The 26,453-nt window shown below is 71.0% G+C and carries 18 protein-coding genes; 9 read left to right on the top strand and 9 right to left on the bottom strand.

The annotated features are described in order from the left end of the window. Positions 1-55: 55 nt before the first annotated feature. The 3 genes from H0H10_RS12850 to H0H10_RS12840 are packed head-to-tail and all read right to left on the bottom strand — an operon-like array spanning position 56 to position 3,153. A complete protein-coding gene (locus H0H10_RS12850; RefSeq protein ID WP_188181046.1) occupies positions 56-1,810 on the bottom strand; it encodes an NAD+ synthase in 1,755 nt (584 codons plus the stop codon). A 57-nt stretch (positions 1,811-1,867) separates the two neighbouring features. Beyond that, on the bottom strand, positions 1,868-2,491 hold the full coding sequence (locus tag H0H10_RS12845; RefSeq protein WP_188181045.1) for a DUF305 domain-containing protein: 624 nt from the start codon (positions 2,489-2,491) through the stop codon (positions 1,868-1,870). Beyond that, entirely contained in the window at positions 2,488-3,153 is a 666-nt protein-coding gene (locus H0H10_RS12840; protein ID WP_188181044.1) for a thioredoxin-like domain-containing protein, read from the bottom strand. The genes H0H10_RS12845 and H0H10_RS12840 overlap by 4 nt, the downstream gene beginning before the upstream one ends. A 341-nt stretch (positions 3,154-3,494) precedes the next feature. Between H0H10_RS12840 and glnA2 the strand changes: the two genes are divergently transcribed. Continuing rightward, positions 3,495-4,856: a gamma-glutamylpolyamine synthetase GlnA2 gene (gene glnA2, locus H0H10_RS12835; protein ID WP_188181043.1), complete on the top strand. Its 1,362-nt coding sequence runs from the start codon at positions 3,495-3,497 to the stop codon at positions 4,854-4,856. Positions 4,857-4,962: 106 nt separating this feature from the next. Here glnA2 and H0H10_RS12830 read toward each other — a convergent pair whose 3' ends face one another. Continuing rightward, positions 4,963-5,409, bottom strand: a complete 447-nt coding sequence (locus H0H10_RS12830) for a VOC family protein (RefSeq protein ID WP_188181042.1) — start codon at positions 5,407-5,409, stop codon at positions 4,963-4,965. Positions 5,410-5,605: 196 nt separating this feature from the next. On the opposite strand from H0H10_RS12830, the gene H0H10_RS12825 reads away from it, so the two are divergent. Then, positions 5,606-8,602, top strand: coding sequence for a bifunctional [glutamine synthetase] adenylyltransferase/[glutamine synthetase]-adenylyl-L-tyrosine phosphorylase (locus H0H10_RS12825; protein WP_188181041.1), 2,997 nt, complete (start codon positions 5,606-5,608; stop codon positions 8,600-8,602). A 68-nt stretch (positions 8,603-8,670) separates the two neighbouring features. On the opposite strand, the gene H0H10_RS12820 is transcribed toward H0H10_RS12825, so the two are convergent. Both H0H10_RS12820 and H0H10_RS12815 read right to left on the bottom strand, forming a co-directional pair. Further along, a complete protein-coding gene (locus H0H10_RS12820; RefSeq protein WP_188181040.1) occupies positions 8,671-9,522 on the bottom strand; it encodes a phosphatase PAP2 family protein in 852 nt (283 codons plus the stop codon). A 165-nt stretch (positions 9,523-9,687) separates the two neighbouring features. Continuing rightward, positions 9,688-10,722, bottom strand: a complete 1,035-nt coding sequence (locus H0H10_RS12815; RefSeq protein WP_188181039.1) for a LacI family DNA-binding transcriptional regulator — start codon at positions 10,720-10,722, stop codon at positions 9,688-9,690. A 379-nt stretch (positions 10,723-11,101) separates the two neighbouring features. Here H0H10_RS12815 and H0H10_RS12810 point away from each other — a divergent pair, with 379 nt between their 5' ends. The 7 genes from H0H10_RS12810 (at position 11,102) to H0H10_RS12780 (ending at position 23,702) form a co-directional block, all read left to right on the top strand. Next, complete coding sequence (locus H0H10_RS12810) at positions 11,102-12,373, top strand: extracellular solute-binding protein (RefSeq protein WP_188181038.1); 1,272 nt, start codon at positions 11,102-11,104, stop codon at positions 12,371-12,373. A gap of 112 nt (positions 12,374-12,485) precedes the next feature. Further along, the gene (locus H0H10_RS12805) at positions 12,486-13,490 is read left to right on the top strand and encodes a carbohydrate ABC transporter permease (protein ID WP_188181037.1); all 1,005 of its coding nucleotides are present in this window, start codon (positions 12,486-12,488) and stop codon (positions 13,488-13,490) included. Positions 13,491-13,503: 13 nt separating this feature from the next. Then, entirely contained in the window at positions 13,504-14,415 is a 912-nt protein-coding gene (locus H0H10_RS12800) for a sugar ABC transporter permease (RefSeq protein WP_188181036.1), read from the top strand. Between the two features lie 149 nt (positions 14,416-14,564). Then, positions 14,565-16,247, top strand: a complete 1,683-nt coding sequence (locus tag H0H10_RS12795; protein ID WP_188181035.1) for a glycoside hydrolase family 13 protein — start codon at positions 14,565-14,567, stop codon at positions 16,245-16,247. Positions 16,248-16,381: 134 nt separating this feature from the next. Next, on the top strand, positions 16,382-17,755 hold the full coding sequence (locus tag H0H10_RS12790; protein WP_188181034.1) for an alpha-amylase: 1,374 nt from the start codon (positions 16,382-16,384) through the stop codon (positions 17,753-17,755). A gap of 133 nt (positions 17,756-17,888) precedes the next feature. Beyond that, on the top strand, positions 17,889-23,294 hold the full coding sequence (gene pulA / locus H0H10_RS12785; protein ID WP_188181033.1) for a pullulanase-type alpha-1,6-glucosidase: 5,406 nt from the start codon (positions 17,889-17,891) through the stop codon (positions 23,292-23,294). A gap of 54 nt (positions 23,295-23,348) precedes the next feature. After that, complete coding sequence (locus H0H10_RS12780) at positions 23,349-23,702, top strand: 5-carboxymethyl-2-hydroxymuconate Delta-isomerase (protein WP_188181032.1); 354 nt, start codon at positions 23,349-23,351, stop codon at positions 23,700-23,702. Between the two features lies 1 nt (position 23,703). Here H0H10_RS12780 and H0H10_RS12775 read toward each other — a convergent pair whose 3' ends face one another. From H0H10_RS12775 to H0H10_RS12765, 3 genes are read right to left on the bottom strand one after another with little or no spacing between them, the layout of a single operon-like run. Then, positions 23,704-24,393, bottom strand: a complete 690-nt coding sequence (locus tag H0H10_RS12775; protein ID WP_188181031.1) for a TetR/AcrR family transcriptional regulator — start codon at positions 24,391-24,393, stop codon at positions 23,704-23,706. A gap of 57 nt (positions 24,394-24,450) precedes the next feature. Beyond that, entirely contained in the window at positions 24,451-25,509 is a 1,059-nt protein-coding gene (locus H0H10_RS12770) for a PDR/VanB family oxidoreductase (protein WP_188181030.1), read from the bottom strand. Further along, positions 25,506-26,420, bottom strand: a complete 915-nt coding sequence (locus H0H10_RS12765) for a metal-dependent hydrolase (RefSeq protein ID WP_188181029.1) — start codon at positions 26,418-26,420, stop codon at positions 25,506-25,508. The genes H0H10_RS12770 and H0H10_RS12765 overlap by 4 nt, the downstream gene beginning before the upstream one ends. Positions 26,421-26,453 lie beyond the last annotated feature (33 nt).

The following is a 26,453-nucleotide window of genomic DNA, read 5'->3' as shown; positions in this document are numbered from 1 at the left end:
AGCGTCCGGCGCGGTCGCGGTCCGGCGCCCCCGTCGCCCGTCGGCGGGGCCGGCGTCAGCCGGTTTCGCGCCAGCCGTTGGTGATCGGCAGCCGGCGGTCCTTGCCGAAGCCCTTGGCCGAGATCTTGGTGCCCGGCGGGTACTGCCGCCGCTTGTACTCGGCGGTGTCCACCATCCGCAGCGTCCTCGTCACCAGCTCACGGTCGAAGCCGGCCGCGACGATCTCGTCCGCGCCCCGGTCCCGGTCGACGTACAGGTCGAGGATCGCGTCCAGCACCGGGTAGTCCGGCAGCGAGTCCGTGTCGACCTGCCCGGGCCGCAGCTCGGCGCTCGGTGGCTTGGTGATGGAGTTCTCGGGGATCGGCGGGGTCTGCCCGCGCGCCTCGGCCGCCCGGTTGCGCCATTCCGCCAGGCGGAAGACCCACGTCTTGTACACGTCCTTGATCGGCCCGTAGGCGCCCACCGAGTCGCCGTAGAGCGTCGAGTAGCCCACCGCCAGCTCCGACTTGTTGCCGGGCGCCAGCACGATGTGGCCCTCCTGGTTGGAGATCGCCATCAGCAGCGTGCCGCGCAGCCGGGACTGGAGGTTCTCCTCCGCCAGACCCGTCAGCCCCAGCGACCCCATGTACGCGTCGAACATCGGCTCGATCGGCACCGTCCGGTAGTGCAGGCCGGTGCGCCGCGCCAGCTCCGCCGCGTCGTCCTTGGAGTGCTCGGAGGAGTACTTGGACGGCATCGACACGCCGTACACGTTCTCCGCGCCCACCGCGTCGCAGGCGATCGCCGCCACCAGCGAGGAGTCGATGCCGCCGGACAGGCCGATCAGCACCGAGCGGAACCCGTTCTTGCGCACGTAGGCCCGCAGGCCGACGACCAGCGCCGAGTAGACCTCCTCCTCGTCGTCGAGACGGTCCGCGTACCCGCCGGTCAGCCGCGGCTCGCGGGCCGGCGCCGGCTCCTCGGACAGCACGACCCGGTCGATGCGCAGCCCGTCGTCCACCACGCCCGTCGGCGCGTCGGCGTCCGCGGCCGGCAGGTCGAGGTCGAGGACCACGCACCCCTCGGTGAACTGCGGCGCCCGCGCCACGACCTCCCCGTCCCGGTCGACCACGATCGAGTCGCCGTCGAAGACCAGTTCGTCCTGCCCGCCGGTCATCGCCAGGTACGCCGTGGTGCACCCGGCCTCCTGGGCCCGCTTGCGCACCAGCTCAAGCCGCGTGTCGTCCTTGTTCCGCTCGTACGGCGAGGCGTTGACGGAGAGCAGCAGCCCGGCCCGCGCCGACCGCGCCGCCGGCACCCGGCCGCCGTCCTGCCACAGGTCCTCGCAGATGGCGAGGGCCACGTCGACACCGTGCACCCGCACCACCGGCATCGTGTCGCCGGGCACGAAGTAGCGGAACTCGTCGAAGACGCCGTAGTTCGGCAGGTGGTGCTTGGCGAAGCTCAGCACCACCTCGCCGCCGTACAGCACCGCCGCCGCGTTCTGCGGCGCGCCGGCCGGCTGGCCGTACTTCGGCTGGGCGGTCTCCGAGCGGTCCAGGTACCCGACGACGACCGGCAGCCCGCCGAAGCCCTCCTCGGCCAGGCGCGCCGCCAGCGAGCGCAGGGCGGCGCGGGAGGCCTCCACGAAGGACGACCTGAGGGCCAGGTCCTCGACCGGATACCCGGTGAGCACCATCTCCGGGAACGCCACCAGGTGCGCTCCCTGCCCGGCGGAGTGCCGGGTCCAGCGGACGACCGACTCCGCGTTCGCGGCGAGGTCGCCGACGGCGGAGTCGATCTGGTTCAGGGCGAGTCGTAGTCGAGGCACGCGCCCAGTGTAATCGTCAGACCGACGCGATGGGGTGGGACGCGGGCGGTGCCGGGCTCACGACCGCGGCTTCGCGCCCCGTTCCGCCAGCATGTCCGCCATCAGCCGGATCTCCGACTCCTGCGCCTCGACCATCCCGCGGGCCAGCCGCCGCTCCACGCCGACCGTGCACTTCTCGGCACACCCTTCGGCCATGTGGACGCCGCCCTTGTGGTGCTCGGTCATGAGCTGGAGGTAGTAGACCTCCGCCTGCCTCCCGCTGAGCGTCCCGAGCTTCTCCATCTCGGCGTCGGTGGCCATCCCCGGCATCAGCGAGCCCTCCCCGGCGGAGGGCGCCTCGCCCATGCCCATCCACGCCATCGGCGGCTCGGACGACACCTTCGGCAGCCCCCACAGGTCGAGCCAGCCGATCATCATGCCCCGCTGGTTGGCCTGCGTCTGCGCGATGTCGTACGCGAGCCGCCGCACCTCCTCGTCCTTCGTGCGGTCGCGCACGATGTACGACATCTCCACGGCCTGCTGGTGGTGCACCGCCATGTCCCGGGCGAACCCGGCGTCCGCCGAGCCGGCGGACGGGACACGGCTCCCGCCGTCGTCCCCGGCGACCGCGTAGGTGATCGCCCCGGCCGCGACGAGGACCGCCGCCGCGGCCCCCGCGGTCCAGCCGGCCGCACGCCTCACTGCGACAGCCCGTTGGTGCACGCCGCGCCCGGCTCGGGCGTCTGCTCGCCCTGGACGAACTTCTCGAAGAACTTGTCCACGTTCGCGTCGCCCGCCCCCGTCACCGTGCGCTGGTGTCCCCAGGCCGTGAGCATGATCGGGTCCTTCTGCCCGTCGTTCGGGCTCATCAGCGTGTACGGGGTCTTCTTCACCTTCGCCGCCAGCGCCTCGACGTCCGCCTTCGGGGCCTTGTCGGTGTACGTCACCCACACGGCGCCGTGCTCCAGGGAGTGCACGGCGTTCACGTTGTTCAGCGGCTTGGTGTAGACGTCGCCGTTGCAGTTCATCCAGACCTGGTTGTGGTCGCCGCCGACCGGGGGCTCGGCCGGGTACGTCACGTCCTTGGTGACGTGGTTGCGGGACAGCGTGCCCTTCCAGGTCCGCACGCCGTCCTCGCCCGTCACGAAGCTGCCGGAGGTCTCGGAGCCGGCCGCGGTGTCGCCGGAGTCGTCGGACTGCGACCGGACGAGGACGACCCCGCCGGCGACGAGGGCGCCGACGACCACCACACTCGCCGTGATCGTGAGGATCCGGTTCCGGCGTTCGCGGGCCTCCTCGGCACGGCGCATCTCGGCTATGCGTGCCTGGCGCTCCGTGCTGCTGCTCTTCTTGGCGGAACCCATGGGGTGTGCCCTTCTGGGAAAGGGGGCTGTGGAGTCCGCTGATCGTAATGGGGAAGGAGGGGACTGGCGTAGGGAGATCACAGGATCTGTCGCCGCGGACCCCCAGGAATGGCCCGATCGAACACGTGGCCTCTACGCTGCGGTGAGAGCGGTACACCATGGCGGTACACCACAGACGTGCACACTCGCCGTACGCGAGGCGTTCAGACCGGGGTCGGCGGGCCGATCAAGGGCCGCAACGCGTACGAAACGGCGCTGTGGTGGGATGCTCTGGTGCCCGACCGCCTCCCGCCGTATACCGGAGACAGGCGGCCTGACCAGCAAGGATGGGGAAGCGGAAGATGGACAAGCAGCAGGAGTTCGTGATCCGGACGCTGGAGGAGCGCGACATCCGGTTCGTACGCCTGTGGTTCACGGACGTGCTGGGCTTCCTCAAGTCCGTCGCCGTGGCCCCGGCCGAGCTGGAACAGGCCTTCGACGAGGGCATCGGCTTCGACGGCTCCGCCATCGAGGGCTTCGCCCGGGTCTACGAGTCCGACATGATCGCCAAGCCGGACCCCTCCACCTTCCAGGTCCTGCCCTGGCGCGCCGAGGCCCCCGGCACGGCCCGGATGTTCTGCGACATCCTCATGCCGGACGGCTCCCCGTCCTTCGCCGACCCGCGCTACGTCCTCAAGCGCGCCCTCGCCCGCGCCTCCGACCAGGGGTTCACCTTCTACACCCACCCGGAGATCGAGTTCTTCCTGCTGAAGGACAAGCCGGTCGACGGCTCGGTGCCGACCCCCGCCGACAACTCCGGCTACTTCGACCACACCCCGCAGAACATCGGCATGGACTTCCGCCGCCAGGCCATCACCATGCTGGAGTCGATGGGCATCTCGGTGGAGTTCTCCCACCACGAGGGTGCCCCCGGCCAGCAGGAGATCGACCTGCGCTACGCCGACGCGCTGTCCACGGCGGACAACATCATGACCTTCCGCCTGATCATGAAGCAGGTGGCCCTGGAGCAGGGCGTCCAGGCGACCTTCATGCCGAAACCGTTCTCCGAACACCCGGGCAGCGGCATGCACACCCACCTCTCCCTCTTCGAGGGCGACCGGAACGCCTTCTACGAGTCGGGCGCGGAGTACCAGCTCTCCAAGGTCGGCCGCTCCTTCATCGCGGGCCTGCTGCGGCACGCGGCGGAGATCTCGGCCGTGACGAACCAGTGGGTCAACTCCTACAAGCGCATCTGGGGCGGCTCCGAGCGCACCGCCGGCGCCGGCGGCGAGGCCCCTTCGTACATCTGCTGGGGCCACAACAACCGCTCGGCCCTGGTCCGCGTCCCCATGTACAAGCCCGGGAAGACCGGCTCGGCCCGCGTCGAGGTCCGCTCGATCGACTCCGGCGCCAACCCGTACCTGGCCTACGCCGTCCTCCTCGCCGCCGGCCTGAAGGGCATCGAGGAGGGCTACGAACTCCCGCCGGGCGCCGAGGACGACGTCTGGGCCCTCTCCGACGCCGAGCGCCGCGCGATGGGCATCGAACCCCTCCCGCAGAACCTCGGCGAGGCCCTGACCCTGATGGACCGCAGCGACCTGGTCGCGGAGACCCTCGGCGAGCACGTCTTCGACTTCTTCCTCCGCAACAAGCGCCAGGAATGGGAGGAGTACCGCTCGGAGGTCACCGCCTTCGAACTCCGCAAGAACCTCCCGGTCCTGTAGCCCCCTCTCCGGACAGGGGTGAGTGGAGGATTCGGGCCGATCGCCGGGGCGGAACCGCAGGCCGCCCGGCACGGATCCGGCCCAGATCCTCCACTCGCCGCCCGGGTCAGCGGCGGCGGGCGGCCAGGTCCGCCAGGAGGGCGTGGAGGGGTTCCGTGGCGCGGCGGCGGTACTCCTGGACCGACCAGCCGTTTCCGTCGGGGTCGGAGAAGTACATGAACGTGGCGCCGTCGTCGGGGGCGTACTGGACCGGCTCGGAGACCTCCAGGCCGCGGGCGACGAGTTCCGCGTGGGCGGTCTTGATGTCGGCGACGCACAGCTGCAGGCCCTGGTACGAGCCGGGGGCCGGCGTCGGGCCCGGCGTCATCTGCCAGAGGGTGTCGCCGAGGGCGATCGAGCAGCCCGAGCCCGGGGGCGTCAGCTGGACGATCCGCATCCCGGGCATGACCTCCTGGTCGATGTCGACGTGGAAGCCGACCTTGTCCCGGTAGAAGTCCCGCGCCCGGTCGATGTCGCTCACGGGCAGCGGGATCACTTCGAGGGTGAGGTCCATGGCGTGACTCCTTCGGCTCCTCGGTCGACGGGCTCCCCCTCACCGAAGCCGAAAACGGTACGCGGCGCCACCGAAAGGCCCGATCGCCCCGGCTCCCGCGCGGCGGGCCCGGCGGAGCACCGAACACGTGGGCGCTCCGGAGGCGCTGTCCGGTTAGGCTCTGGCCAGTACGAGCTCGATCCGACGGGAGGCCGAGATGACGGCGCCGGGGCGCAGGAGCAGTACCTTCACGCGGCTGCTGCGGCACGGCTTCACGGATCCCTCGGCCGCCGAGCGGCTGCTGGACAGCGCGGAACTGGCACCGGTCCGCAACGACCCGGTGCTCCTGGACGCGCTCGGCGCCACCGCCGACCCCGACCTCGCCCTGCACGGTTTGGTCCGGCTGCTGGAGGCCCAGCCCGGCCCCACCGCCCGCCGCGAACTGCTGGACACGCTCACGGCGTCCAAGCCGCTGCGCGACCGCCTCCTCGGCGTGCTCGGCGCCTCCGAGGCGCTCGCCGACCACCTCGCCCGGCACGCCGGGGACTGGCAGGCACTCGTCACCTACGAGCCCCGGGACCTGCACCAGGGGGTGGAGGAGTTCGAGCGGGGCCTCGCCGACGCCGGCGACCCCGTGGCGCTGCGCGTCGCCTACCGGCGCTGCCTGCTGTCCATCGCCGCCCGCGACGTCTGCGGCACCATCGACGTCGCCGAGACCGCCGCCGAGCTGGCCGACCTCGCCACCGCCACCCTGCGCGCCGCCCTCCGCCTCGCCGAGGCCGACGCGCCCGAGGACGCCGCGCTGTGCCGGCTCGCGGTGATCGCGATGGGCAAGTGCGGCGGTCACGAGCTGAACTACGTCTCGGACGTCGACGTCATCTTCGTCGGCGAGGCGGTCGGCGGCGCCGACGAGGCCAAGGCGCTGCGCGCCGCGACCCGGCTCGCCTCGCACCTGATGCGGATCTGCTCCGAGACGACCGTCGAGGGCTCCATCTGGCCCGTGGACGCCAATCTGCGTCCCGAGGGGCGCAACGGCCCGCTCGTGCGCACCCTCAGCAGCCACCTCGCCTACTACCAGCGCTGGGCCAAGACCTGGGAGTTCCAGGCGCTGCTCAAGGCCCGCCCGGTGGCCGGCGACCCCGCTCTCGGGGAGGCGTACGTCACCGCGCTGCAGCCCCTGGTGTGGCAGGCCGCCGAGCGCGAGAACTTCGTCCCCGACGTGCAGAAGATGCGCCGCCGGGTGGTGGAGACCATCCCCGCCGCCGAGGTCGACCGCCAGCTCAAGCTCGGACCGGGCGGCCTCAGGGACGTCGAGTTCGCCGTACAGCTGCTGCAGCTGGTGCACGGCCGGGCCGACGCGTCCCTGCGCAGCGGTACGACGCTGTCCGCGCTGCGGGCGCTGTCGGCGGGCGGGTACGTCGGCCGGGTCGACGCCACCCAGCTCGACGAGGCGTACCGCTTCCTGCGCTCCATGGAGCACCGGATCCAGCTCCACCGGCTGCGCCGCACCCACCTCGTGCCCGAGGACGAGGCCGACCTGCGCCGCCTCGGCCGCTCGCTCGGCCTGCGCACCGACCCGGTGGCCACGCTGCTGCGCGAGTGGAAGCGGCACGCCGCCGTCGTACGCCGCCTGCACGAGAAGCTGTTCTACCGGCCGCTGCTCGACGCGGTCGCCCAGCTGGCGCCGGGGGAGGCCCGGCTGAGCGCGAAGGCGGCGCGGGAACGGCTGGTCGCCCTCGGGTACGCCGACCCGGCCGCCGCGCTCAGGCACCTGGAGGCGCTGGCCTCCGGCGTCACCCGCAAGGCGGCGATCCAGCGGACGCTGCTGCCGGTGCTGCTGGGCTGGTTCGCCGACTCCGCCGACCCGGACGCCGGTCTGCTCAACTTCCGCAAGGTGTCGGACGCGCTCGGCAAGACGCCCTGGTACCTGCGGCTGCTCAGGGACGAGGGCGCCGCGGCGGAGAACCTGGCCCGGGTGCTGTCCGCGGGGCGGCTCGCCCCCGACCTGCTGATGCGGGCCCCCGAGGCGGTGGCGCTGCTCGGGGACGGCGACGGCGCCGGCCTGGAGCCGCGCGGACGGGCCCAGCTGGAGCAGGAGGTGCTGGCCGCGGTCGGCCGCGCCGACGGCGCCGTCCAGGCCGTCACGGCGGCGCGCGGGGTGCGGCGACGGGAGCTGTTCCGCACGGCCGCCGCCGACATCGTCGGCTCCTACGGCACCGAGGCGCAGCCCGTCGAGGCCGACCAGGGCGCCCTGGTGGACCGGGTCGGCTCGGCGGTGTCGGACCTGACGGCGGCGACGCTGGCGGGAACGCTCAGGGCGGTCGTGCGGGACGGGTGGGGGGACACCCTGCCGACCCGGTTCGCGGTCATCGGCATGGGCCGGTTCGGCGGGCACGAGCTGGGCTACGGCTCGGACGCGGACGTGCTGTTCGTGCACGAGCCGAGGGACGGGGTCGGGGAACGGGAGGCGGCCGACGCCGCGAACAAGGTCGTCTCGGAGATGCGGCGCCTGCTCGCGCTGCCGAGCGCCGACCCGCCGCTGCTCGTCGACGCCGATCTGCGCCCGGAGGGCAAGTCGGGGCCGCTGGTGCGCACGCTGAAGTCGTACGAGGCGTACTACCGGCGCTGGTCGCTGGTGTGGGAGTCGCACGCGCTGCTGCGGGCCGAGTTCGTCGCCGGGGACGAGGACCTGGGACGGCGGTTCATCGGACTGGTCGATCCGCTGCGGTACCCGGCGGACGGGCTGGGCGAGGACGCCGTACGGGAGATCCGGCGGCTGAAGGCCCGGATGGAGTCCGAGCGGCTGCCGCGCGGCGCGGACCCCAAGCTGCACGCCAAGCTGGGGCCGGGCGGGCTGTCCGACGTGGAGTGGACCGTGCAGCTGCTGCAGCTGCGGCACGGTCACGCCGAGCCCGGGCTGCGTACGACCAGGACGCGCGAGGCGCTGGCGGCCGCGTCCGCCGCCGGGCTCATCTCCGGGGAGAACGCCGGGATCCTCGACGAGGCGTGGGTGCTGGCGACACGGGTGCGCAACGCCGTGATGCTGGTGCGCGGACGGGCCGGGGACACCTTCCCCACCGACAGCCGCGAGCTGGCCGCGGTGGGTCGCTACCTCGGCTACGGCCCCGGCCACGCGGGCGACATGCTGGACGCGTACCGCCGCACGACCCGCCGGGCCAGGGCAGTGGTGGAGGAACTCTTCTACGGCGGCTGACCAGCCGCAGCGGCACCCCGCAAGCGCCGGGCTGCGCATCCGACCCCCAGCGCCAACGCCGGGCAGCCCTACGCCTTCGTGGGCAACCACGCCCCCCGCGGCGCCGGCACCCGCGGCAGCGCATGCGGCAGCGCCCCGTACCACACCCGTGCCACCCCGTACCCGAACCCCAGGCACAGCACGCCGCCCACCGCGTCCAGCCAGAAATGGTTGGCCGTGGCGACGATCACCACCAGGGTGGCCGCCGGATAGACCAGCCCCAGCACCCGCACCCACGGCACCGTGGCCAGGGCGAAGATGGTCAGCCCGCACCACACGGACCAGCCGATGTGCATCGACGGCATGGCCGCGTACTGGTTCGACATGTTCTTCAGGTCGCCGGACGCCATCGAGCCCCAGGTCTGGTGGACCATCACGGTGTCCACGAAGTGCCCCCCGTTCATCAGCCGGGGCGGGGCGAGCGGGTACAGGTAGTAACCGACCAGGGCGACGCCCGTCGTCGCGAAGAGGACCATTCGGGTCGCCGCGTAGCGGCCGGAATGGCTGCGGTACAGCCACACCAGCACCCCGAGGGTCACCACGAAGTGCAACGTGGCGTAGTAGTAGTTCATGCCGACGATGAGCCAAGTCACGGAGTTCACGGCATGGTTGACGGACTCCTCGACGGCGATGCCGAGTTGGTGCTCCACCCGCCAGATCCAGTCGGCGTTGCGCAGCGCCTGGCCGCGCTGTTCCGGCACGGCGTTGCGGACGAGCGAGTACGTCCAGTAACTCAGCGCGATCAGCAGGATCTCGAACCACAACCGGGGCCGGCGCGGCGTTCGGAGCCGGCTCAGCAGAGCCGGCCGCGTCTCGGCCGCGACGGGGTGCGGAGCGGCCTCTCGCAGGCCCTCCGTGGCCGTCATGGTCGTGTCACCCATAGGCGTAAAGTCTGCCAGAAAACCCCTCCGCGGCCGATCATCCCCCTGGCGGGTCCGGGCCGCACCGCCTACGCCCCGCGCAGGCCGTGTGCTTCCTCCTCCCGCAGGTCAAAGCGCCAGGAATCTCCGCCCTGAGAAGGATTCGGGAGCATATGAGGGGCGGATTCAGACCCTGTTCCGCTCCCCGGGCGCCGACGCCGTCGAGCCGCGCACCACCAGCTCCGGCATGAACACGAACTCGCTGTGCGGGGCGGGGGTCCCGCCTATCTCCTCCAGCAGCGTGCGCACCGCCGCCTGCCCCATCGCCGGGACCGGCTTGCGGACCGTCGTCAGCGGCGGGTCGGTGAAGGCGATCAGGGGGGAGTCGTCGAAGCCGACGACCGAGATGTCCTTCGGCACGTCCAGCCCGTGCTGCCGGGCCGCCCGTATCGCGCCGAGCGCCATCATGTCGCTGGCGCACACCACCGCCGTGCAGTTCCGCTCGATGAGCGCGGTGGCCGCCGCCTGGCCGCCCTCCAGCGTGTACAGGGAGTGCTGGACGAGTTCCGACTCCACGGTCTCGGCGCTCAGGCCCAGTTGCTCCTGGACCGTGCGGACGAAACCCTCGATCTTGCGCTGCACGGGCACGAAACGCTTCGGCCCGAGGGCCAGTCCGATGCGGGTGTGGCCGAGCGAGACGAGATGCGTGACCGCGAGGCTCATCGCGGCCCGGTCGTCGGGGGAGATGAACGGCGCCTGCACCTTCGGCGAGAAGCCGTCGACCAGGACGAACGGCACGCCCTGCGCCCGCAGCCGTTCGTAGCGCTGCATGTCGGCGGTGGTGTCGGCGTGCAGGCCGGAGACGTAGATGATGCCGGCGACCCCGCGGTCGACCAGCATCTCCGTCAGCTCGTCCTCCGTCGAGCCGCCCGGCGTCTGGGTGGCGAGGACCGGTGTGTACCCCTGGCGGGTCAGCGCCTGGCCGATGACCTGGGCCAGGGCCGGGAATATCGGGTTCTCCAGCTCCGGGGTGATCAGGCCGACCAGCCCCTCGCTGCGCTGCCGCAGCCGCACCGGGCGCTCGTAGCCCAGCACGTCGAGGGCGGCCAGTACGGACTGGCGGGTGGTGGCGGCGACGCCCGGCTTCCCGTTGAGGACGCGGCTGACCGTCGCTTCGCTCACCCCCGCCTGGGCAGCGATGTCGGCAAGCCGTGTGGTCACAGGGGTGGACTGTACCGGCCGGATGTCACCTTGCACACCGACCGGGCGCCGTATGCGACCTTTCGGACGGCCCGGCGCGGGCTGCTGCGTCATCGCGCTCCCTCAAGACAGTGATGGCAAGAGCTTGCAGAGTCTTGCACAACTGGCCCCATAGCGCTCGACCCCCGTAAACAAGCGTCTCACGACGGTCGCCGGGAGGTCACGCCCGGATAACTTCGGAGATCTCTTGCACTTTTTTGCAGCAAGACCTTTCGCGCCGCTTTCATCGCTGTTACGTTCACGTCGCCCGACGGCGGCAATGACGCGGTCGGTGTCGGCAGGAGCGGCGGACGGGCCCGCATCCCTGCACCACACGGGCTTTCACCCTCAAGGAGAACTCATGCGGCGTGGCATAGCGGCCACCGCGCTGGTGGCGTCCCTCGCCCTCGCGGCGACGGCGTGCGGCGGGGACAGCGGCAGCGACAGCGAGTCCGGCGGACCGGTCACCATCACCTGGTGGGACACCTCCAACGCGACCAACGAGGCCCCCACGTACAAGGCCCTCGTCAAGGAGTTCGAGGCCGCCAACAAGGACATCAAGGTCAAGTACGTCAACGTCCCCTTCGACCAGGCGCAGAACAAGTTCGACACCGCCGCCGGTTCCAAGGGCGCCCCCGACGTGCTGCGCTCCGAGGTCGGCTGGACCCCGGCCTTCGCCAAGAAGGGCTTCTTCCTGCCGCTGGACGGCACCGAGGCCCTCGCCGACCAGGCGAAGTTCCAGCCCAGCCTGATCGAGCAGGCCAAGTACGAGGGCAAGACCTACGGCGTCCCGCTGGTCACCGACACGCTCGCCTTCGTCTACAACAAGGAACTGTTCGCCAAGGCCGGCGTCGAGGCGCCGAAGACCTGGGACGACCTGAAGAAGGCCGCCGCCACCATCAAGGACAAGACCGGCGTCGACGGCTACTGGGGCTCCACCGCGGGCTACTACGCGCAGCCGTTCCTCTACGGCGAGGGCACCGACACGGTCGACGCCGAGGGCAAGAAGATCACCGTGAACTCGCCGGAGGCCAAGAAGGCCTACGGCACCTGGCAGAGCCTGTTCGACGGCAAGGGCCTGCACAAGGCCGACACCACCGCCGACGCCTACGCCCACATCCAGGACGCGTTCGTCAGCGGCAAGGTCGCCTCGATCATCCAGGGCCCGTGGGAGATCACGAACTTCTACAAGGGCTCGGCCTTCAAGGACAAGAACAACCTCGGCATCGCCACCGTCCCGGCCGGCTCCACCGGCAAGGCGGGCGCCCCGACCGGCGGCCACAACCTCTCGGTCTACGCCGGCTCGGACAAGGCCCACCAGGAGGCGGCGCTGAAGTTCGTGAACTTCATGACCTCCGCGAAGTCCCAGGAGACCATCGCGCTGAAGAACTCCACGCTGCCGACCCGCGACGACGCCTACACCGCCAAGGTCAAGGCCGACCCCGGCATCGCCGGCTACCAGGGCGTCCTGCCGGCGGCCCAGCCGCGGCCCGCGCTGCCGGAGTACAGCTCGCTGTGGACCCCGCTGGACGACGAGCTGCCCAAGATCGCCAGTGGCAAGGAGTCCCTGGACAAGGGCCTGAGCAACGTCGAGGTGGCGTTCACCAAGCTGGTGCCGGACTTCAGCAAGTGACAGCGCCCGGCCGCCGCGTCCCGACCGGGGGGAGGGACGCGGCGGCCGGCGGCCCGTGTGCCGTACCCCTTGACCCTCCTGATCGCCCTGACCTTCCCGAAGGTGTCGAACCATGACAGTCACCATCGACCGCGCGACCGGCAAGCGCCGCGGTGACCGCACCCCGCGGCCCGGACTCGGCCGGCGTCTGAAAGACGGGTACCAGAAGCACTGGTACGCCTACGCCATGATCGCGCCGGTGGCCGTCGTGATCGGCGTCCTCGTGCTGTACCCGCTGGGGTACGGCCTCTACCTCACGCTCACCGACGCCAACAGCCTGAACACGGCCCGCACCATCGGCGTCAACGAGATCGAGGCCACCTACAAGTTCATCGGGCTGGACAACTACGCCGACATCCTGTGGGGCCCGACCGCCTACGAGCGCTTCTGGTCGCACTTCATCTGGACGATCGTCTGGACGGCCCTCTGCGTCGGCCTGCACTACGGCCTGGGCCTCGGCCTCGCCCTGCTGCTCAACCAGAAGCTGCGCGGCCGGACCTTCTACCGGCTGATCCTGGTCCTGCCGTGGGCCGTGCCGACCTTCGTCACCGTCTTCGGCTGGCGCTTCATGCTCGCGGACGGCGGCATCATCAACGCCGGCCTCGACGCGCTGCACCTGCCGACGCCCCTGTGGCTGGAGGACACCTTCTGGCAGCGGTTCGCCGCGATCATGGTCAACACCTGGTGCGGCGTGCCGTTCATGATGGTCTCGCTGCTCGGCGGCCTGCAGTCCATCGACGCCAGCCTGTACGAGGCCGCCGAGATGGACGGGGCGAGCGCCTGGCAGCGGTTCCGCCACGTCACCCTGCCCGGGCTGAGGTCCGTCAGCTCCACCGTCGTCCTGCTCGGCATCATCTGGACCTTCAACCAGTTCGCCGTCATCTTCCTGCTGTTCGGCAACACCGCCCCCGACGCGCAGATCCTCGTCACCTGGGCGTACCAACTCGGCTTCGGACAGCAACCGCGTGACTTCGCGCAGTCCGCGGCCTACGGCATCCTGCTGCTGGCCATCCTGATCGTCTTCACCTCCTTCTACCGCCGCTGGCTGAACCGCAATGAGCAGCAGCTCGCGATCTGAGGCAGGAGCCCCCATGAGCACTACGACCGTTCCGGCGCCCGCCCCGGCCGAGGAGGGCACCGCGTCCGCCGCCCGGCCGCGCCGGGTGCGCCGCCGCGGCGAACGCAGCCTCGGCGCGTCCCTCGCCTCGCACGCCCTGCTGATCGTCGCGAGCCTCGCCGCGCTCTTCCCGATCGCCTGGCTGGTCTTCCTGTCCCTCGGCCCGGACAAGGACGACTACCTGCACCCCGGACGCATCTGGTCGAAGATGACCTTCGACAACTACGCGTTCGTCCTCCAGCACACGAACTTCTTCCACTGGATGAAGAGTTCGCTGATCGTCTCGCTCGGCACCACGGTCATCGGCGTCATGGTCGCCGCCACCACCGGCTACGCGGTCTCCCGCATGCGCTTCCCGGGCTACCGCAAGCTCATGTGGGTGCTGCTGGTCACCCAGATGTTCCCCATCGCGGTGCTGATCGTGCCGATGTACCAGATCCTGTCGGAGCTCCAGCTCATCGACAACTACCTCGGTCTGATCCTCGTCTACTGCTCGACCGCGGTGCCGTACTGCGCCTGGCTGCTCAAGGGCTACTTCGACACCATCCCGTTCGAGATCGACGAGGCCGGGCGCGTCGACGGGCTGAGCCCCTTCGGCACCTTCTTCCGGCTGATCCTGCCGCTCGCCCGGCCGGGTCTCGCGGTCGCCGGCTTCTACAGCTTCATCACGGCCTTCGGCGAGGTCGCCTTCGCCTCGACGTTCATGCTGAGCGACACGAAGTACACCTTCGCCGTCGGCCTGCAGAGCTTCGTCAGTGAACACGACGCGCAGCGCAACCTGATGGCGGCCACCGCCGTGCTCGTCGCGATACCCGTCTCGGCGTTCTTCTACCTCGTGCAGAAGAACCTGGTGACCGGCCTGACCGCCGGCGGCACGAAGGGCTGACGCCCGCGTCCGACGTCTCCCGCGCACCCCGTGCGCGGGTGGCGGCCGCGGTGCCCATCCGACCCCGCCGTCACCGCGGCCGCCTCGTCACCCGTCGCCAACCACCCCACGACTCCATGACCCGCCCCCAGTTACGCATCAAGGACGACATGAGCCAGCAGCACTCCGCAGCCCCGGCCCCCACCTCCGCCACCGCCACCGTCGCGGGCCGCCGCGACTGGTGGCGGGACGCGGTGATCTACCAGGTCTACCCGCGCAGCTTCGCCGACAGCAACGGCGACGGCATGGGCGACCTGGAAGGCGTCCGCACCCGCCTGCCGTACCTGCGCGACCTCGGCGTGGACGCCGTGTGGCTCAGCCCCTTCTACGCCTCCCCGCAGGCCGACGCCGGCTACGACGTCGCCGACTACCGGGCCGTCGACCCGATGTTCGGCACGCTGCTCGACGCCGACGCGCTGATCCGCGACGCGCACGCGCTGGGCCTGCGCATCATCGTCGACCTGGTCCCGAACCACTCCTCCGACCAGCACGAATGGTTCAAACGGGCGCTCGCCGAGGGCCCCGGCTCCCCGCTGCGGGAGCGCTACCACTTCCGGCCCGGCAAGGGGGAGAACGGCGAGCTCCCGCCGAACGACTGGGAGTCCATCTTCGGCGGCCCGGCCTGGACCCGCGTGACCGAGCCGGACGGCACGCCCGGCGAGTGGTACCTGCACCTGTTCGCCCCCGAGCAGCCCGACTTCAACTGGGACCACCCGGCCGTCGGCGACGAGTTCCGCTCCATCCTGCGCTTCTGGCTGGACATGGGCGTCGACGGCTTCCGCATCGACGTCGCCCACGGCATGGTGAAGGCCGAGGGCCTGCCCGACCTCGGATCGCACGAGCAGTTGAAACTGCTGGGCAACGATGTCATGCCGTTCTTCGACCAGGACGGCGTCCACGACATCTACCGGCAGTGGCGCCGCATCCTCGACGAGTACTCCGGCGAGCGCATCTTCGTCGCCGAGGCATGGACCCCGACCGTCGAGCGCACCGCCAACTACGTCCGCCCGGACGAGCTGCACCAGGCGTTCAACTTCCAGTACCTGGGCACCCACTGGGACGCCGAGGAGCTGCGCGGGGTCATCGACCGCACCCTGGAGGCGATGCGCCCGGTCGGTGCCCCGGCGACCTGGGTGCTCTCCAACCACGACGTCACCCGGCACGCCACGCGCTTCGCCAACCCGCCCGGCCTCGGCACCCAGATCCGCCTGGCCGGCGACCGCGAGCTGGGCCTGCGCCGGGCCCGCGCCGCCACCCTGCTGATGCTGGCGCTGCCCGGATCGGCGTACGTCTACCAGGGCGAGGAGCTGGGCCTGCCGGACGTCGTCGACCTGCCGGACGAGGTGCGCCAGGACCCGGCGTACTTCCGCGGCGCCGGGCAGGACGGCTTCCGCGACGGCTGCCGGGTGCCGATCCCGTGGACGCGCGAGGGCTCGTCGTACGGCTTCGGCGACGGCGGCAGCTGGCTGCCGCAGCCGGCGGGCTGGGGCGAGCTGAGCGTCGAGGCGCAGACCGGCGTGCCCGGCTCGACGCTGGAGCTGTACCGCGCCGCGCTGGCCGTGCGCCGGGAGCAGCCCGACCTGGGCGCGGGCGACGCGGTGGAGTGGCTGCGGGCGCCCGAGGGCGTCCTCGCCTTCCGGCGCGGGGAGTTCGTCTGCGTCGCCAACACCACCGGCGAGTCGGTGGCGCTGCCCGCCCACGGCCGGGTGCTGCTGGCCAGCGGCGAGGTCACCGAGGCGGACGGCGAGGCGAAGGTGCCGGCGGACACGACGGTGTGGTGGACGACCGCCTGACGGCACCCGGCAGGAAACTTCCTTCAATTCCGTACGGCCCGCTGCCCTTTCGGGTGGCGGGCCTTTAACATCTGCGTCACCGCAAGGTTGCTGAAGTTTTCAGCAAGAGCCTTCAAAGAAGAAGGAACCCCCACATGGCACGCAGAACCCTCTCCGGGGCGGTCGCGCTCGCGGCAGCCGCCCTTGTCATGACCCCGACTGCCGCGAACGCCTCCCCGCCCGGCACCAAGGACGTCACCGCCGTCCTCTTCGAGTGGGACTTCGCCTCCGTCGCCCGCGAGTGCACCAGCACCCTCGGCCCCGCCGGCTACGGCTACGTCCAGGTCTCCCCGCCCGCCGAGCACATACAGGGCGGGCAGTGGTGGACCTCGTACCAGCCCGTCAGCTACAAGATCGCCGGGCGTCTCGGCGACCGCACGGCCTTCCGGAACATGGTGAACACCTGCCACGCGGCCGGCGTGAAGGTCGTCGTCGACGCCGTGGTCAACCACATGTCGGCCGGCAGCGGCACCGGCACCGGCGGCTCGTCCTACACCAAGTACGACTATCCGGGGCTCTACTCGTCCTACGACTTCGACGACTGCCGCTCCGAGATCGCCAACTACCAGGACCGCTACAACGTCCAGCACTGCGAACTGGTGGGCCTCGCCGACCTCGACACCGGCGAGGAGTACGTGCGCAAGACGATCGCCGGGTACCTCAACGACCTGCTGTCCCTCGGCGTCGACGGCTTCCGCGTCGACGCGGCCAAGCACATCCCGGCAGCGGACCTGGCGAACATCAAGTCCCGCCTGACGAACCCGTCCGTCTACTGGAAGCAGGAGGTCATCCACGGCAGCGGCGAGGCCGTCCAGCCGGCCGAGTACACCGGCAACGGCGACGTGCAGGAGTTCCGCTACGCCTACGACCTCAAGCGCGTCTTCAACAACGAGAACCTCGCCTACCTGAGGAACTACGGCGAGGGCTGGGGGTACATGAGCAGTGGCGTCGCGGGCGTCTTCGTCGACAACCACGACACCGAGCGCAACGGCTCCACCCTCAGCTACAAGGACAACGCCACCTACACCCTGGCCAACGTCTTCATGCTGGCCTGGCCCTACGGCGCCCCCGACGTCAACTCCGGCTACGAGTGGTCGAACGCCGACGCCGGGCCGCCCAACGGGGGACGGGTGGACGCCTGCTGGCAGAGCGGCTGGAAGTGCCAGCACGCCTGGCCGGAGATCAGGTCCATGGTCGCCTTCCGCAACGCCACCCGGGGACAGCCGGTCACCGGCTGGTGGGACAACGGCGGTGACGCCATCGCCTTCGGACGCGGGAGCAAGGGCTACGTCGCCATCAACCACGAGTCCGGCCCGCTGACCCGCACCTACCAGACGTCGCTGGCCGCCGGGACGTACTGCAACGTCCAGAACAACACGACGGTGAACGTCGACGGCTCCGGCCGGTTCACCGCGACGCTGGGCGCGGGCACCGCGCTCGCCCTGTACGCGGGCAGGACCGGCTGCTGAACGGGCGCCGCACGCAAGGGTCGTGAAAATCCTTTCCGTTACTTTCACGACCCTTGCTGTAAGCCTTGCGGCGCCGTTACCGTCTCGCCGGGGTCGGACCCGATCGAGCCGCAATCGCAAGGAGTTCACACCGGTGATACCGAGATGGCCGGCGCCTCGCGCGCGCCGAACCGCCGCAGTCCCACGGGTCGCGGCCGTCACCGTCGCCGCGCTCGCGGCGACGCTCCTGACACCCCTGGCAGCGCGGGCCGGCACCCCGCCCGCGCCACCCTCCGACGCGGAGCTCGCGAAGACCGCCGCTCGCCACGACCTCACCCGCGAGCAGTTCTACTTCGTCCTGCCGGACCGTTTCGCCAACGGCGACACCCGCAACGACAAGGGCGGCCTGACCGGCTCCCGCCTCACCACCGGGTACGACCCCACCGACAAGGGCTTCTACCAGGGCGGCGACCTCAAGGGCCTGACCCGGAAGCTCGACTACATCAAGGACCTGGGCACCACGGCCATCTGGATGGCGCCCATCTTCAAGAACCAGCCCGTGCAGGGCACCGGCAAGGACGCCTCCGCCGGCTACCACGGTTACTGGATCACCGACTTCACCCAGGTCGACCCGCACTTCGGGACGAACGAGGACCTGGAGACCCTCATCGACAAGGCCCACGCCAAGGGCATGAAGGTCTTCTTCGACGTCATCACCAACCACACGGCCGACGTCGTCGACTACGAGGAGAAGTCCTACGACTACCTCTCCAAGGGAGCCTTCCCGTACCTGACGAAGGACGGGAAGCCCTTCGACGACGCCGACTACGCGGACGGCACCGAGCGCTTCCCGTCCGTCGGCGCCGGCTCCTTCCCGCGCACCCCGGTCGTGCCCGCCGCCAAGCGGAACCTCAAGGTGCCGTCCTGGCTCAACGACCCGGCGATGTACCACAACCGCGGCGACTCCACCTGGGCCGGCGAGTCCACCACCTACGGCGACTTCTCCGGCCTGGACGACCTGTGGACCGAGCGTCCCGAGGTCGTCGAGGGCATGGAGCGCATCTACCAGCGGTGGGTGAAGGACTTCGGCATCGACGGCTTCCGGATCGACACGGTCAAGCACGTCAACATGGAGTTCTGGACCCAGTGGGCCACCGCGCTCGACGCGTACGCCGCGAAGCGGGGCCGGGAGGACTTCTTCATGTTCGGCGAGGTCTACTCCGCCGACACCTCCGTCACCTCCCCGTACGTCACCCGGGGCCGCCTGGACTCGACGCTCGACTTCCCCTTCCAGGACGCGGCCCGCGCGTACGTCTCCCAGGGCGGCAGCGCGAAGAAGCTCGCCCAGGTCTTCGGCGACGACTACAAGTACACGACCGACAAGGCCAACGCGTACGAGCAGGTCACGTTCCTCGGCAACCACGACATGGGCCGCTTCGGCACCTTCCTCAAGCAGGACGACCCGAAGGCGTCGGACGCGGAGCTGCTGAAGAAGGACATGCTCGCCAACGAGCTGATGTTCCTCAGCCGCGGCAACCCGGTGATCTACTACGGCGACGAGCAGGGCTTCACCGGCGCCGGCGGCGACAAGGACGCCCGCCAGACCCTGTTCGCCTCGCGGACCGCCGACTACCTCGACGACGACCTGATCGGCACCGACCGCACCCACGCCGAGGACACCTACGACACGCGGTCGCCGCTCTACCGGCAGATCAGCGCCCTCGCCGATCTCCGCAAGGCCCACCCGGCCCTCGCCGACGGAGTGCAGACCGAGCGGTACGCGGCCGACGGCGCCGGCGTCTACGCCTTCTCCCGCACGGACACCGAGACCGGCACCGAGTACGTCGTCGCCTTCAACAACGCCGACGAGGCGAGGACCGCGACCTTCGCGACCGGCTCGGCGGACATGGCCTTCCGCGGCATCCACGGCACCGCCGCCTCGGTGAGGACCGGCGCCGACAAGAAGATCACCGTCACCGTCCCGGCCGGCTCGGCGATCGTCCTCAAGGCGGCGGGCCCGCTCGCCGAGCCCGCCACCGAACCCACGATCACCCTCAAGGCCCCCGGGGCCGGAGCCACCGGCACCGTCGAGCTCACCGCCGACGTCGAGGGGGGACAGCTCAACCGGGTCGTCTTCGCCGCCCGGACCGGCAACGGAAAGTGGCGGACGCTCGGCTCGGCCGACCACGCCCCGTACAAGGTCACCCACACCATCGGCAAGGACGTGCCCGCGGGCACCGCCCTGCGGTACAAGGCCGTGGTGATCGACTCGGCCGGGCGGACGGACAGCGCGACGGCCGCTTCCACGACCGGCACCCCGCCCGCCGAGGAGGTCCCCACCGCCTCCTCCCGCGACTACGCGATCGTCCACTACAAGCGCGCGGACGGGAACTACGACGACTGGGGCCTGTACGCCTGGGGCGACCTCGCCGACGGCGAGTCGACCACCTGGCCGGACAGCCACCCGTTCACCGGCCGGGACGCCTACGGCGCCTTCGCCCACGTCAAGCTCAAGCCCGGCGCCTCGGACGTCGGCTTCCTCGTGATCGACGAGGACGGCGACAAGGACGTCGCCGCCGACCGCACCATCGACGTCACCCGCACGGGCGAGGTGTGGATCGAGCAGGGCAAGGAGCAGGTCGTCACCGAGCGGCCGGAGTATCCGGCCCAGGACACCAGCAAGGCCGTCCTGCACTACCAGCGCGCCGACGGGAACTACGACGGCTGGGGCCTGCACGTCTGGACCGGCGCCGCGAACCCCACCGACTGGTCGAAGCCGCTGATGCCGGTGAAGACTGACTCCTATGGCGCGGTCTTCGAGGTGCCGCTCACCGAGGGTGCCACCGGTCTCAGCTACATCATCCACAAGGGCGACGAGAAGGACCTGCCCACCGACCAGGCCCTGGACCTCAGGGCCACGGGTCACGAGGTGTGGCTGTTGAGCGGCCGGGACAAGCCCCTGCTGCCGCAGCCCGCGGGCTCCGCCGCGGCCGTCGACCTCACCACCTCCAAGGCGGTCTGGATCGACCGGGACACCGTCGCCTGGAACGGCTCCGAGGGCGCCGCCTCCACCCAGCTGCTCGCCTCCCGCACCGGCTCGATCAGGGCCGAGGACGGCAGGCTGACCGGCGACGACGAGACGTGGCTCCGCCTGACGAGGACCACCCTCACCGACGCCCAGAAGGCGAAGTTCCCGCACCTGAAGGAGTACACCGCCTGGTCCGTCGACCCGCGCGACCGCGACCGGGTGCGCGAGGCGCTGCGCGGGCAGGTCGTCGCCTCCCAGCGCGCGGCCAACGGAGCGGTGCTCGCGGCGACCGGCGTCCAGATCGCCGGTGCGCTCGACGACCTCTACGCCGGTGCCACGAAGGCCGGGCTCGGCCCGGTCTTCCGCCACGGCCGCCCCACGCTGTCCGTGTGGGCGCCGACCGCGCAGAGCGTCGCCCTGGAGATCGGTGACGACACGGTGCGGATGCGGCGCGACGACGCCACCGGCGTCTGGTCCGTCACCGGCCCGAAGTCCTGGAAGGGCAAGCCCTACCGGTACGTCGTGAAGGTCTGGGCGCCCAGCGCCGGCAAGGTCGTCACCAACGAGGTCACCGACCCGTACTCCGTCGCCCTCACCGCCGACTCCGAGCGCAGCCTCGTCGTCGACCTGCGCGACAAGTCCCTCGCGCCGAGCGGCTGGACGAGCTACACCAAGCCCAGGGCCGTGCCGCTCAGGGACGCCCAGATCCAGGAGCTGCACATCCGGGACTTCTCCGTCGCGGACCGGACGGCCGGCCACCCGGGCACCTACCTGGCCTTCACCGACAAGGACAGCGACGGCTCGAAGCACCTGCGCGAGCTGGCGCAGGCGGGCACCTCGTACGTCCACCTCCTGCCCGCGTTCGACATCGCCACCATCCCGGAGCGCAAGTCCGGCCAGGCGACCGTCGACTGCGACCTCGCCTCGTACCCGGCCGACTCCGACAAGCAGCAGGAGTGCGTCGCCAGGACCGCCGCCAAGGACGCCTACAACTGGGGGTACGACCCGTACCACTACACGGTCCCCGAGGGCTCCTACGCCACCGACCCGGACGGCACCGCGCGCACGGTCGAGTTCCGCGAGATGGTCAAGGCGCTCAACGAGGACGGCCTCAGGGTCGTCATGGACGTCGTCTACAACCACACGGCGGCGAGCGGCCAGGCGAAGACCAGCGTCCTCGACCGGATCGTGCCCGGCTACTACCAGCGGCTGCTGGCCGACGGCTCGGTCGCGAACAGCACCTGCTGCGCGGGCACGGCCACCGAGAACGCCATGATGGGCAAGCTGGTCGTCGACTCGGTCGTCACCTGGGCCAAGGAGTACAAGGTCGACGGCTTCCGCTTCGACCTCATGGGCCACCACCCGAAGGCCAACATCCTCGCCGTGCGCAAGGCGCTGGACGCGCTGACCGTCGAGAAGGACGGCGTCGACGGCAAGAAGATCATCCTGTACGGCGAGGGCTGGAACTTCGGCGAGGTCGCCGACGACGCCCGCTTCGTCCAGGCCACCCAGAAGAACATGGCCGGCACCGGCATCGCGACCTTCTCCGACCGTGCCCGCGACGCCGTGCGCGGCGGCGGCCCCTTCGACGCCGACCCCGGCGTCCAGGGCTTCGCCTCCGGCCTGTACACCGACCCCAACTCCTCGGCGGCCAACGGCACCGAGGCCGAGCAGAAGGCCCGCCTGCTGCACTACCAGGACCTGATCAAGGTCGGGCTCTCCGGCAACCTCGCCGACTACACCTTCACGGACACCAGCGGCAAGGAGGTCAAGGGCTCCGGCGTCGACTACAACGGCGCCCCCGCCGGATACGCGAAGGCACCGGGCGACGCCCTCGCCTACGCCGACGCGCACGACAACGAGTCCCTGTTCGACGCGCTCGCCTTCAAGCTGCCGAAGGACACGTCCGCCGACGACCGGGCCCGTATGCAGGTCCTCGCCATGGCGACCGCCGCGCTCTCGCAGGGCCCGGCGCTCTCCCAGGCGGGCACCGACCTGCTGCGCTCCAAGTCGCTGGACCGCAACTCCTACGACAGCGGGGACTGGTTCAACGCCATCCACTGGAACTGCGCCGACGGCAACGGCTTCGGACGCGGGCTGCCGCCGGCCGCCGACAACGCCGACAAGTGGCCGTACGCGAAGCCGCTGCTGGGCGCGGTGAAGGTGGGCTGCGAGCAGATCCAGGGGGCCTCGGCGGCGTACCGGGACCTGCTGAGGATCCGTACGGCGGAGAAGGCGTTCTCCCTCGGCACGGCCGAGCAGGTCCAGGCGCGGCTCTCCTTCCCGCTGTCGGGGACGCGGGAGACGCCCGGCGTGATCACCATGCGCCTCGGTGACCTGGTCGTCGTCTTCAACGCGACCCCCGAGGAGCAGCGGCAGCGGGTGAGCGGGCTCGCCGGTACGGGCTACCGCCTGCACCCGGTGCAGGCGTCCGGGGCGGACCCCGTCGTGAAGAAGGCCGCCTACACGGAGGAATCGGGCACCTTCACGGTTCCGGCCCGCACGGTGGCCGTCTTCACCCGCGCGGGCTAGCGGGACGCTGCGGTTAAGGTGCTCCTGTCCACCGGCCGGAGAACAGGAGCACCCATGCCGCAGATCACTGTCGAGCGTTCCGCCTACCTCGACGACGTCGACTGGGAGGAGTTCGCCGTGGCCCTGCACCCGGTGGTCGTCGAGACGGCGGCCGCGCGGCTGGAGGCGTGCAAGACACGGGTGCTGCGCACCGAGGACGACATCGTCGGCGCCGAGTGGGAGCGGCACGCCATCGTGAACGTCTCGATCGCGCTGCTCGCCGGACGCAGTGACGAGACCAAGGCGCGGCTGACCGAGGCCGTGGTGGAGTTGTTGCGCAAGCACGTGCAGCCGCAGGACGGGCTCACCCTGCACCTGTCGGCCGAGGTGCGCGACCTCGACCCGTCCTACCGCAAGGCCGAGGTCTGAGCTACGACGCCAGCTCGATCAGCTGGCCGACCAGGTCCGCGAACGGGCCGTCGGCCGGCTCGTCGGCGAGGATGCGGCGCAGCAGGGCGCTCATCTCCTCGTCGTAGGCCGCGCTGACGGCGGCGAGGGCGGCGAAGTCGTGGACGAGCTGGGCCTGGAGCTCCTCGCGGGGGATGCGCCGGCCGTCCAGCCAGATCAGTGCCGTGGACTCGGCGAGCGAGATCCAGGAGCGGACGACCAGGTCCAGGCGGGCGGGCGGGTCGGTGACGTCCAGGTGCGCGAGGATCTGGACGTACGCGGCCTGCCGGACGGAGTCCACGAGCGCGTTGGTCGTGGACGAGCCGACCGCCGGGCCGCCGCGCATCAGGGCCGAGAAGCCGGGGCCGTGTTCGTCGACGAAGTCGAAGTAGCGGCCCATCACCCGCAGCAGCCGCGCGCCCAGCGGGCCCTCCTTGGGCTCCACGAACCGGGCCGCCAGATCGTCCGAGGCGCGCTGCAGCGCGGCCTCGTACAGGCTGAGTTTGCCGGGGAAGTAGTGGTAGACCAGGGGGCGGGAGATACCGGCCGCCGACGCTATCTCGTCGATGGAGACCTCGTCGGGCGAGCGGCGGCTGAACAGTTCGAGGGCGACGCCGATCAACTGCTGCCGCCGCTCCTCGACGCCCATTCTGCGGCGTACCCCGGTAGTCATACGAACACCTTACCGATCGAATTCGGCCCCTGAACTGGCCGGACCGGTCACCGGTGTTCACATGTCGAGGACCAGGCGCTCCCCTCGCGCACGTGAGACGCAGATGAGCATCGAGTCACCGCGCTCGGAGTCGGTCAGCAGCTCGTCCCGGTGGTCGATCTCGCCCTCCAGCACCCGCTGTTGGCAGGTCCCGCACCAGCCCTGCTCGCAGGAGTACGGGGTGTTCGGCAGCTCGGCGCGCACGGCGGCGAGCACGGACGAGCCGGCGGCCACGGTCAGCGTCCGCCCGCTGCGCCGCAGCTCGACCTCGAACTCCCCGTCGCCGCCCGCCGCCGTGCGCGGCGCGAACCGCTCCAGGTGCAGCGCCGCCCCCTTCGGCAGCCGCTCCTCGACGGCCGTCATCAGCCCCTCGGGGCCGCAGCAGTAGACGGCGGCATCTTCGGGTACGTCGGCGAGGAACGCGTCGAGACCGGGCCGCCCGTCCTCGTCCTCGGGGACGACGGTGATCCGCTCCTGGCCGGGGTCCAGCTTCCGGACCTCCTCCAGGAACGGCATCGAGGCCCGGGTCCGCCCGCAGTACAGCAGCCGCCACTCGGTGCCCTCCGGCAGGGCCCGCAGCATCGGCAGGACGGGAGTGATCCCGATGCCGCCGGCGACGAAGACGTAGGAGGGCGCCTCGACCAGCGGGAAGCGGTTGCGCGGGCCGCGCACCTCCAGCTCCGTTCCCTCCTGCACCTGCTCGTGCATCTCGCGCGAGCCTCCCCGGCCGTCCTCGACCAGCCGCGTGGCGACCGTGTACGACGAGGTGTCCTCCGGGTCGCCGCACAGCGAGTACTGCCGGACCAGGCCCGACGGCAGCACGACGTCGAGGTGCGCTCCCGGTTCCCAGCGCGGCAGGTCGTGTCCTTCCAGGCGCACCCGGACCACCCCGTCGGCGATCCGCTCGTGCGCGGTGACCAGCAGCCGCAGGGCACGGGAGCGGGGCTGTCCGGAGACCGGCGGGTCCAGCGCGGGCATCGGCCACAGGGGCGAGCCCTGGATGCGGCGCCGCACGGCCCGCCGCACGACCAGCGCGGCACCGGCCGCGATCAGCAGGGTCATCGGCCTCGGCTTCATGCGGCTGACTCCCGGGACTTCTCGGCGGCCAGGGCGGCGGGGGACGTGGCGAGGTAGGCCACGGCCTGCTCGGTCGAGCCCTCCTGCGAGGGGTGGTAGGAGTGGCTCAGATAGCGGGGGACGGACCGGATCACGGCGCCGGTCGAGGGCAGCAGGCCCCGGCGCCCGCGCCGGTGGAACTCCTTGAAGGTGGCGCGGCCGTCGATGAGCGTCGGGTCGTTCTCCATGAAGAACCGCGTCCCGCGCTGCCACAGGAACACCAGCGCGGTGAACGCGGTCGCCCAGGTGCGCACCCGCCGCGCGTAGCTCCCGTCCACGTGCAGGAAGAGCTCGAAGGCCACGGACCGGTGCTCGACCTCCTCGGCGCCGTGCCAGCGCAGCAGGTCCAGCATGGTCGGGTCGGCGCCGCGCCGGTCCAGTTCGCCGGCGTTGAGCACCCAGTCGCCGAGGAACGCCGTGTAGTGCTCGATGGCCGCGATCAGCGCCACCCGCTCCATCAGCCACCACCGGCGCGGCCGGCCCGGCGGCAGGGTGCGGTCGCCGAGCAGCTTCTCGAAGAGCCAGTCGACCTGCGCGGTGTACGGGGTGGGGTCGAGCCCCTGGTCCTTCAGGTGCGGCAGCACCGCGTCGTGGGCCTGGGAGTGCATCGCCTCCTGCCCGATGAACCCGATGACGTCCTCGCGGAGCCGCTCGTCCCGGATGTACGGCAGCACCTGCTTGTAGACGTGCACGAACCACCGCTCACCGGCGGGCAGCAGCAGGTGCAGCACATTGATGGTGTGCGTCGTGAACGGGTCCCCCGGCACCCAGTGCAACGGGGTGTCCTCCCAGGAGAAGGACACCTTCCGCGCCCTGAGCGGTATGCGCTCGGATTCCACCGGCCGGGGCAACCGGGGCTGCGTATTAGACATGGCGTCAATGTACTGACGGGTAAGGCCGCGGGG

Origin of the sequence: Streptomyces griseicoloratus (genome assembly GCF_014534645.1) — a bacterium.
In the GTDB taxonomy this organism is placed as follows: Bacteria; Actinomycetota; Actinomycetes; order Streptomycetales; family Streptomycetaceae; genus Streptomyces; species Streptomyces griseicoloratus.
The sequence above is the reverse complement of the archived record's forward strand: the minus strand, read 5'-3'. Positions and strand labels throughout refer to the sequence as shown.